Genomic DNA, 8,547 nt, shown 5'->3' with positions numbered 1-8,547 from the left:
TTGCATCGCAGTCGCAAAAACCCCACCCCAAAAGTGGGGTTTTTGCGTTTACGGGCTCAGATTATCAAAGAGCTTTGCCAACTATCTCGTCATACGGGTTGCGGTATAAACACCGCAACCCTCCATCGGTTTAAAGCCAGGTGATTAACGAGCCGCCAAAAATCTATCCGCTAGCTTCACGAAGTAGGTCGAACCGACGGATAACAAGTCATCGTTGAAATCGTAGCTTGCGTTGTGAAGCATGCACGGACCCACCCCGTGTCCCGACTCGCGGTGCTCGCCTTCGCCATTGCCCAAAAACGCGTAGCAGCCAGGTTTTGCGAGCAGCATGAACGAGAAATCTTCGGCGCCCATGGTGGGTTCCACCGATGCATTCACGTTTTGCGCACCCACAACTTCTTCCATCACCGATACGGCAAATCTCGCTTGCTCAGGATCATTGATCGTAGGCGGATAGTTTCGGTAAAACTCCAATACGCCTTCACATTCATACGCCGCTGCCGTGGATTCAACGATCGTCTTCATACGTCGTTCGATCAAATCGAGCGTCTCGACGGTAAATGTTCTTACCGTGCCGCCGAGCCACGCATCGTCGGGTACGACGTTGACTGCGTCACCCGCGTGAATCTGCGTGATCGACAAGACGGCTGTATCGATAGGCTTTTTGCTCCGCGTGATAATTCCCTGCAGTCCGTTGGCAATTTGCATCGCGGCGAAAATCGGGTCGTGGCCGTTATGCGGTAACGCTGCATGCGACCCGATCCCCTTTACGGTGATGCGAAACTCATTGCTAGACGCCATCAGCGGACCTTCTGTCACGCCAAACGTACCTGCTTTCATCCCCGGCCAGTTGTGAACGCCGAACACGGCATCTACGGGAAACTGTTCGAACAGGCCGTCCTTGATCATCGCTTTCGCCCCGGCGCCGCCTTCTTCGGCAGGCTGGAAAATGAAAACGATGGTGCCATCGAATTTGCCATGCTCAGCCAGATGTTTGGCCGCGCCCAGCAGCATGGCCGTATGGCCATCGTGACCGCAGGCGTGCATGCGTCCAACGTTCTGCGATTTGTGACCGAAGGTGTTCAGCTCCGTGATTGGCAAGGCATCCATGTCGGCACGCAGGCCGATGCTTCGGGAACTGGACCCGCGCTTCAATACGCCGACGACGCCGGTCTTTCCCATTCCCCGATGTACCTCCAGTCCCCATCGTTCGAGGTTTTCAGCGACGAGTTTCGCGGTGCCGACTTCTTCGTAACGGAGTTCCGGATTTGCGTGGATCGTTCGTCGCAAAGCTTTGATTTCTTCGTGTGATGCTTCGATTTCTGGAATCAGATTCATGAAACAAGCCCCTGTCTGAACAATTAACGTTGCACGCGCTGTGATCCGCGTTAGTTGTTCCATTCTACGCCCGCGATTATTTATCGATGTTCGGGACCGTGAGCTTCGGCCAACCGTAATAAAATTGTCTCTTATGGCGGATTTCGCCAGTCTCCACCGGATCTCCCATGAACGCTCCCGCCGAATTCGTCCGTGCCGTATGCCCGCACGACTGCCCTGACACATGCGCAATGCGCGTCACGGTAAAGGACGGCCGCGCGATAAAGATTTCTGGCGACCCGGATCATCCGCCAACCCAAGGCGTGCTTTGCACGAAGGTGACGCGGTACGCGGAGCGCACGCATCACAAGGATCGGCTGCTTACGCCGATGCGCCGCGTTGGCCGTAAAGGGGAAGGTCGTTTCGAAGCGATCGGCTGGGACGAAGCGCTGAAACTTGCCGCTGATAGGCTCGGCGAGATTGCCGCCCGTTCACCCGAAGCGATCATGCCGTACAGCTATGCGGGCACGATGGGCCTCGTGCAAGGCGAAAGCATCGCGGCGCGTTTTTTCAATGTATTGGGTGCGTCCCGGCTGGATCGAACGATTTGTGCGGCAGCTGGCGCCGCGGGTTTGCGCTACACGTACGGCGGAAGTCTCGGCATGCATACCGAGTATTTCGAGGAGAGCGAGTTGATCCTGATTTGGGGATCGAATCCGATCGCATCGAATCTGCATTTCTGGACCCGTGCGCAGGAGGCCAAGCGGCGCGGAGCTCGGCTGATTGCAATCGATCCGTATCGATCACTCACAGCGGAAAAGTGCCATCAGCACATCGCGCTGAAACCAGGGACGGACGGCGCGCTCGCACTTGGCATGATCAACGTGCTGATCGGCGATGGATTGCTCGATCTGGAATATATCGCTGCGCATACCTTGGGTTTCGATCAATTGAAGGATCGGGCGCACGACTATCCTCCGTCACGCGTCGCGGAGATTTGCGGGATTGAAGCGCAAGTCGTCATCGATCTCGCGCGCGCGTTCGGCGCAACAAAGAAAGCATCCATCCGTCTCAACTACGGCATGCAGCGCGTGCGCGGCGGCGGCAATGCGGTTCGCGCGATCGCTTGCTTGCCATCGCTGACCGGTGCATGGCGCGAGCGGTCGGGCGGTTTGCTGCTTTCATCGTCGAATTGGGCGCCTGTGGACGTCAATGCGCTCGAACGCCCCGACTTGCTACCGGGTTGGCCATCGAAATTGCCGCGAATCGTGAATATGAACGCCATCGGCGACGCACTTCTGCATTCCGGCGATGCCACGTTCGGTCCGAAGATCGAAGCGATGATTGTCTACAACTCGAACCCGGTCGCCGTCGCGCCGGATTCGGTGAAAGTCGCGGCGGGTTTCGCGCGCGAAGATCTTTTCACAATCGTGCTCGAGCATTTCCAGACCGATACCGCCGATTACGCGGACCTGATTTTCCCGGCGACCACGCAACTCGAGCATCTCGATGCCCACAAATCCTACGGCCACACGCATGTGATGGCGAACTTGCCGGCGATCGCGCCGGTGGGCGAGTCGCGCGCGAACACGGAGATTTTCCGCGGCCTGGCGAAAGCGATGGGGCTGACGCATCCCGAATTGTTCGAAAGCGATGACGAGGTGGCATCGAAGGCATTCAGATGGAACGATTCCGCGCTTGCAGGCGTGACTTGGGAAACGCTGAAGTCAAGCGGATGGGCACAGCTCAAGCTTCCGGACGCGCCATTTGCGGAGGGCGGATTCCGCACGCCATCGGGGAAATGCGAGTTTTTCAGCGAGCGTCTTGAGCGCGCCGGGCTCGAACCGGTGCCCGACTATCTGCCGCCGTATGAATCGGCAGCATACGCACCGGCACTGGCCGCGCGTTATCCGCTCGCAATGATCTCGCCGCCTGCCCGGAACTTCCTCAATAGCAGCTTCGTCAACGTCGATAGCCTTCGTTCAACCGAAGGTGAGCCGCATCTCGACATCCATCCGGTCGATGCCCACGCCCGCCAGATCGCCGATGGCGAAATGGTGCGCATCTTCAACGATCGCGGATCGATGCAAGCCCGGGTTCGCATTACGGATCGGGCGCGCGAAGGCGTGGTGGTGGGATTGTCGATCTGGTGGAAGAAGCTCGCGCCGGACGGCTGCAATGCGAATCAGGTTACGAGTCAGGCGCTGACCGATCTCGGCGGTTCTGCGACATTTTATGACTGTCTTGTGGAGGTCGAGGCAGCTTACTGAATCAGCAGAAAAGCCAGGTGGAGAAAGGGGATGGCGCGTGCCGGCCCGGTTTGGAAGCTGGCGTCTAACCCGGTTGTCGGAAAGTGCTCCAGCCGCTACGATGCGCAAGAGACAAATTTTCGCACGACCATTCTAAAATCATACAAAGGAGACGCCGTATGGAAAAAATCTGGCTGAAGTCCTATCCGGCAGGCGTGCCCGAGGAAATCGATCCAACCCGCTACAACTCGCTGTCCGATCTGCTGCTGGAGAGCTTTCGCGAAAATCGCAGCAAGCGCGCGTTTGTCTGCATGGGCAAAGCCATCACGTACGGCGAACTCGACACTCTTTCGACCCGCCTCGCTGCCTGGTTCCAGGCCCGTGGTCTGAAGCCGGGCGCGCGCATCGCGATCATGATGCCCAACGTGCTGCAATATCCTGTCGCGATCGCCGCGATCTTGCGGGCCGGGTATGTCGTGGTGAACGTGAACCCGCTTTACACGCCGCGTGAACTCGAACACCAGTTGCGAGATTCCGGCGCACAAGCCATTGTCGTGCTCGAAAACTTCGCGCATACCGTGCAGTCGGTCGTGAAGAACACCGCGATCGAACACGTTGTAGTCGCCACGATGGGCGACCTGATGGGCGTGAAGGGCATGATCGTCAATTTCGTCGTGCGCCACGTGAAGAAACTCGTGCCCGCGTGGAATCTTCCGGGTCATGTCGGGTTCAACACCGCGCTTCGGCAAGGCGCGAGCGAATCGCTCAAGTCCGTCAGCCAGGGACCGAACGATATCGCTTTCCTGCAGTACACCGGCGGCACGACCGGCGTAGCGAAAGGTGCGATGTTGCTGCACCGGAATTTGATCGCGAACGTGCTGCAGTCGGAAGTGTGGCTCGAACCCGGACGCAGGAACCGGCCGGATATCGACCAGTTCATCACCGTCGTGGCGTTGCCGCTTTATCACATCTTCGCGCTGACGGTTTGCGGGTTCCTGACCATCCGAACGGGCGGCATGGGCATCCTGATTCCGAATCCGCGCGATATCGCCGGTACGATCAAGGAGCTGAAAGGCTTTCCGATCAATACGTTCCCCGCTGTGAACACGCTGTACAACGCGTTGCTGAACAACCCGGAATTCGCGAAGCTCGATTTCTCCAAATTGATCGCGGCGAATGGCGGTGGCATGGCGGTGCAGGAAGCCGTGGCAAAACGCTGGTTCGAGATCACGGGCTCGCCGATTATCGAAGGGTATGGATTGTCCGAAACATCGCCGTGCGTAACGTGCAATCCGGTGACCGCAACGGAATACACCGGGACAATTGGTTTGCCGTTTCCATCGACGGAAATTTCGATTCGCGACGACGACGACAACGAAGTGCCGCTCGGCCAACCAGGCGAAGTTTGCATCCGCGGACCGCAGGTGATGGCGGGTTACTGGAATCGTCCCGATGAAACCGCGAAGGTGATGACGCCCGACGGCTTCTTCAAATCCGGCGATGTCGGCGTGATGGACGAACGCGGCTACGTGAAGATCGTCGACCGTAAGAAGGACATGATCCTGGTGTCGGGCTTCAACGTGTACCCGAACGAGATCGAGGACGTGGTGGCCAAGCTTCCTGGTGTGTTCGAGGTGGCCGCGGTTGGCGTAAAGGACGCGGCATCAGGCGAGGCGGTGAAATTGTTCGTGGTGCGTCGGGACCCGCATCTGACCGAAGCCGATGTCATCGCCTATTGCAAGGAGCGGCTGACCGGCTACAAGCGGCCACGTGTGATCGAATTCCGGACCGAGTTGCCGAAGAGCAATGTCGGCAAGATTCTGCGCCGGGAGTTGCGCGACGGCAACGCCTGACACTTCCAGGCCAACGAATACAGCGCACTGATACGAAACCTCCGCATCGAAAGATCCGGAGGTTTTTTTCGTCCCAATAACCGCAGCAACATGCGCGCGGACGAAAAAAAGGCGCCCGAAGGCGCCTTTCAAGACAACTGTTTTATTACGACTTATTAGAACTTGTGGCGGATACCGACGATAGCCGCAACCTGGTTCGACGTCGTCGATGCCGACAGACCGTTGATCTGCGCAACCGCCTTGCCGACCGAGTCCGTGCCGCTTGCGTGCTGGTACACGCCATCGACGTAGACGTCCGTACGCTTGGACAGGAAGTAGTCCGCACCGATCACGCCTTGGTGGTACTTCGCGTCGTTCACGCCGTAGCCCTTGGTGTAGTCGTATGCAGCACCCACCAAGAACGCCGGCGTCAGCTGATACTTGAAGTTCACTTCGGCGTTGTGGAACTTGGCGCTGCCGTTGGTGACCTGGCCTGCGCCCGTCACGCCGCTTTGGCCCAGATCCTTGAACTGCGTATTGCTGTACGTTGCGCCGACAGTTGCCGGGCCGAATGTGTAAGCACCACCAGCCGTGATGATCTGCTGCGTCTTGGCCGTTGCATAACCCGAGTACACGCGCGAGCCGGTCATGTTCGAAGCCGTAGCGCTCGACGTTGCGTTGTTGCCGAAGAACGAGAAGTTCGGGTTCTTGACGTTCACGTAACCTGCGCCCAACGTCAACGGACCTTGTGCATAGCCAACACCGCCCGACCAGATCTGGTTACGGTTGAACTGGCCTGCCACGCCGCCCAAGCTGTACAAGCCGCCGAACGTGATGCCCGAGTAGTTTGCGCTCGTGTACTTGACCGCATTGTTCACGCGGTTCGAGTTGTTCATGTTGTCCAGGTCGCCCGGGTGCGCACCGTAGAACGTGCCCCATTGGCTACCGACTTCCAGCGCGCCGGTGTAGTCAACCACTGAGTCGTATTGACGACCGAGGGTAACCGTGCCGAATTGCGACGACAGACCAACATAAGCCTGACGGCCGAACTGGTCGCCACCTTGGTTCAGACGACCGGTGAACACGTTGAAGCCGTTTTCCAACACGAACAGCGCCTTCAGGCCACCGCCCAGGTCTTCAGTGCCACGCAGGCCCCAGCGATCGCCTTGCAGGTTGCCGGCGCTGGTTGCATACAGCTTCTGGCCGCCCGCGTTGTTGTTGTACACAAAACCGGCGTCGATAATACCGTACAGCGTCACGCTGCTCTGAGCGTGCGCGGCACCAGCAAACGTACCTAACGCAGCCAGAGCGAGAAGCGACTTTTTCATTGATGATCTCCAAAGGGTTGAAACTGTTTGGCGAGGTCACTGTTCTAGCGCCAGTGTGTTGACGTCCCCGCCGGGTACTTCAAAATTGAAGTTGAACGTAATGTAACAAAGAGCTTTTTGGCAACAAAGGAAAAGCCGTCCCTCCCTTTCCCTCGTGTGACGTTTACGCAACATGCGCTAAAATCAAGGCCTTACGGCGTTTTGCGACCCGTATTTGCCCTAGTTACGGCTTTCCAAGAGTATGTTTTTCGCAAGTTGATCGGCTCCGTGCGAACCAGAATCGCTCAGGAGATCGAAACAGGAGTTTTGAAATGACACTCGATGAACTGATCTCTGAGTTCGATCGTGGACTTCGGTCAATGACCGGTGTTTCCCGGATGTCCCGTCCGGTACCCGAGCCGCAAGCGGCGTATGTCGATGCAACCGATGCGATCGAGCATCCTGCGGAGACCGCTTTGACGGCCGAAGAGAAGGCGCATTCAGCCGGATTGATGCGCGTGAATCATGTCGGCGAGGTCTGCGCGCAGGCGCTGTATCAGGCGCAGAAACTGGCGACCAGCTCCGCGCCTTTGAAGCGCGGCTTCGAGGAAGCGGCGCGCGAAGAAGAAGACCATCTCGCGTGGACTGCGCAGCGTCTGCGCGATCTCGATTCAAGGCCGAGCCTGCTCAACCCTTTGTGGTACACGGGTTCGCTGGCGCTGGGTTTTCTCGCCGGGCGGTTTGGTGACCGCGTGAGTCTTGGCTTCATGGCCGAAACCGAGCGCCAGGTCGAGAAGCATCTGGACAGCCACATGACGAGTCTGCCGGCCAGCGATTACGCCTCGCGGGCGATCGTGGAACAAATGCGAGTCGATGAAGCCGCGCATGCCGTCGCCGCGACGGAGGCGGGTGGGATCGAATTGCCATTTCCGGTGCGGGCGCTGATGCGCGCGACATCGAAAGTCATGACCCGCACGGCGTACTATATTTAATCAACGCGCTCTGCTTTATCGCCTCTCGACGTTCGCGCGAGAGGCGTTTGCAACCTTCTGCACCGATCTGCGCTCAATCTGGCCCGTAATTCCCTTCTTCGCGGCTTTGAGCATCGAAATCTTCTCCCCACTCTCCCACCTCAATTCACGTAGTACCTTCACATTCTTCACTACCTCATTCATTCATAACGGTTTTCAAGAAATCAGCCTACTTTAGCGGTCTGCGCTAAGTCATTGTTCTAGCAAACAAATTTAGTCAAAAAATGCCGGATCGTATTGACCGGCGAAATGCCTTCCTCTACAGTGGGAAATGGTGTGAGAAAGTGTATTTTTGTGTGAGTCAAAGGACACTTTCAGGCAATATTCCAACAAAGTTCGCTGCGCGCCACCGGGCGCGAAGAGGAGAGGGCGAGTGTTCCAAGGGGCTTCAGCGCTATCGCTCGATGCGAAAGGACGGATGTCCGTCCCGTCTCGCTATCGCGACGCGCTGCAAGGACAGGCAGAAGGCCGGGTCACGCTCACCAAGAGCCCGGATGGATGCCTGTTGCTCTTTCCTCGCCCGGAGTGGGAAATCTTCCGTTCGAAAATCGCTGCACTCCCCATGGACGCAATCTGGGTTCGCCGCATCTATCTTGGCAACGCCATGGATGTCGAACTCGACAGCGCCGGGCGCGTGCTGGTATCGCCGGAATTGCGGGCTGCGGCCACGCTCGCTAAAGAAGTGACATTGCTTGGAATGGGTAATTACCTGGAAGTGTGGGACGCGGCTACATACGCCGAGAAGGAAAAAGCAGCAATGGCGCAAGGCATGCCCGACGCGCTGAAGAATTTCACGTTTTGACGCAGAGCT

6 protein-coding genes are annotated in these 8,547 nt (G+C 57.8%); 4 read left to right on the top strand and 2 right to left on the bottom strand.

Going from position 1 to position 8,547, the window contains the following annotated elements; genetic code table 11:
• Window positions 1–144: 144 nt before the first annotated feature.
• Entirely contained in the window at window positions 145–1,338 is a 1,194-nt protein-coding gene (locus HB633_RS20620; protein WP_213780014.1) for a M20 aminoacylase family protein, read from the bottom strand.
• A gap of 167 nt (window positions 1,339–1,505) precedes the next feature.
• Between HB633_RS20620 and HB633_RS20615 the strand changes: the two genes are divergently transcribed.
• Together HB633_RS20615 and HB633_RS20610 are read left to right on the top strand one after the other, a co-directional pair.
• Window positions 1,506–3,587 carry a molybdopterin oxidoreductase family protein gene (locus HB633_RS20615; protein WP_213780013.1) on the top strand — a complete coding sequence of 694 codons (2,082 nt, stop codon included), beginning with the start codon at window positions 1,506–1,508 and terminating at the stop codon, window positions 3,585–3,587.
• Between the two features lie 158 nt (window positions 3,588–3,745).
• On the top strand, window positions 3,746–5,419 hold the full coding sequence (locus tag HB633_RS20610; RefSeq protein WP_213780012.1) for a long-chain fatty acid--CoA ligase: 1,674 nt from the start codon (window positions 3,746–3,748) through the stop codon (window positions 5,417–5,419).
• Window positions 5,420–5,574: 155 nt separating this feature from the next.
• Here the strand turns inward: HB633_RS20610 and HB633_RS20605 are convergent, their stop codons facing one another.
• Window positions 5,575–6,726 carry a porin gene (locus HB633_RS20605; protein WP_213780011.1) on the bottom strand — a complete coding sequence of 384 codons (1,152 nt, stop codon included), beginning with the start codon at window positions 6,724–6,726 and terminating at the stop codon, window positions 5,575–5,577.
• Window positions 6,727–7,037: 311 nt separating this feature from the next.
• Here HB633_RS20605 and coq7 point away from each other — a divergent pair, with 311 nt between their 5' ends.
• Together coq7 and mraZ are read left to right on the top strand one after the other, a co-directional pair.
• Window positions 7,038–7,697 (top strand): 2-polyprenyl-3-methyl-6-methoxy-1,4-benzoquinone monooxygenase, encoded by a 660-nt coding sequence (gene coq7 / locus HB633_RS20600; protein ID WP_213780010.1) that lies wholly within the window; start codon window positions 7,038–7,040, stop codon window positions 7,695–7,697.
• A 412-nt stretch (window positions 7,698–8,109) separates the two neighbouring features.
• Window positions 8,110–8,538 (top strand): division/cell wall cluster transcriptional repressor MraZ, encoded by a 429-nt coding sequence (gene mraZ / locus HB633_RS20595; protein WP_062000341.1) that lies wholly within the window; start codon window positions 8,110–8,112, stop codon window positions 8,536–8,538.
• Window positions 8,539–8,547: the final 9 nt, after the last annotated feature.

It is taken from the genome of Caballeronia sp. dw_276, from assembly GCF_018449635.1.
Classification (GTDB): domain Bacteria; phylum Pseudomonadota; class Gammaproteobacteria; order Burkholderiales; family Burkholderiaceae; genus Caballeronia.
This window is presented reverse-complemented; position numbering and strand designations above follow the sequence as displayed.

What these genes read in the sequence shown, in the direction of transcription:
- HB633_RS20605 (WP_213780011.1), bottom strand. Translation starts at nt 6,726, where the DNA reads ATGAAAAAGTCGCTTCTCGCTCTGGCTGCGTTAGGTACGTTTGCTGGT.
- HB633_RS20620 (WP_213780014.1), bottom strand. Translation starts at nt 1,338, where the DNA reads ATGAATCTGATTCCAGAAATCGAAGCATCACACGAAGAAATCAAAGCT.
- HB633_RS20615 (WP_213780013.1), top strand. Translation starts at nt 1,506, where the DNA reads ATGAACGCTCCCGCCGAATTCGTCCGTGCCGTATGCCCGCACGACTGC.
- HB633_RS20610 (WP_213780012.1), top strand. Translation starts at nt 3,746, where the DNA reads ATGGAAAAAATCTGGCTGAAGTCCTATCCGGCAGGCGTGCCCGAGGAA.
- coq7 (WP_213780010.1), top strand. Translation starts at nt 7,038, where the DNA reads ATGACACTCGATGAACTGATCTCTGAGTTCGATCGTGGACTTCGGTCA.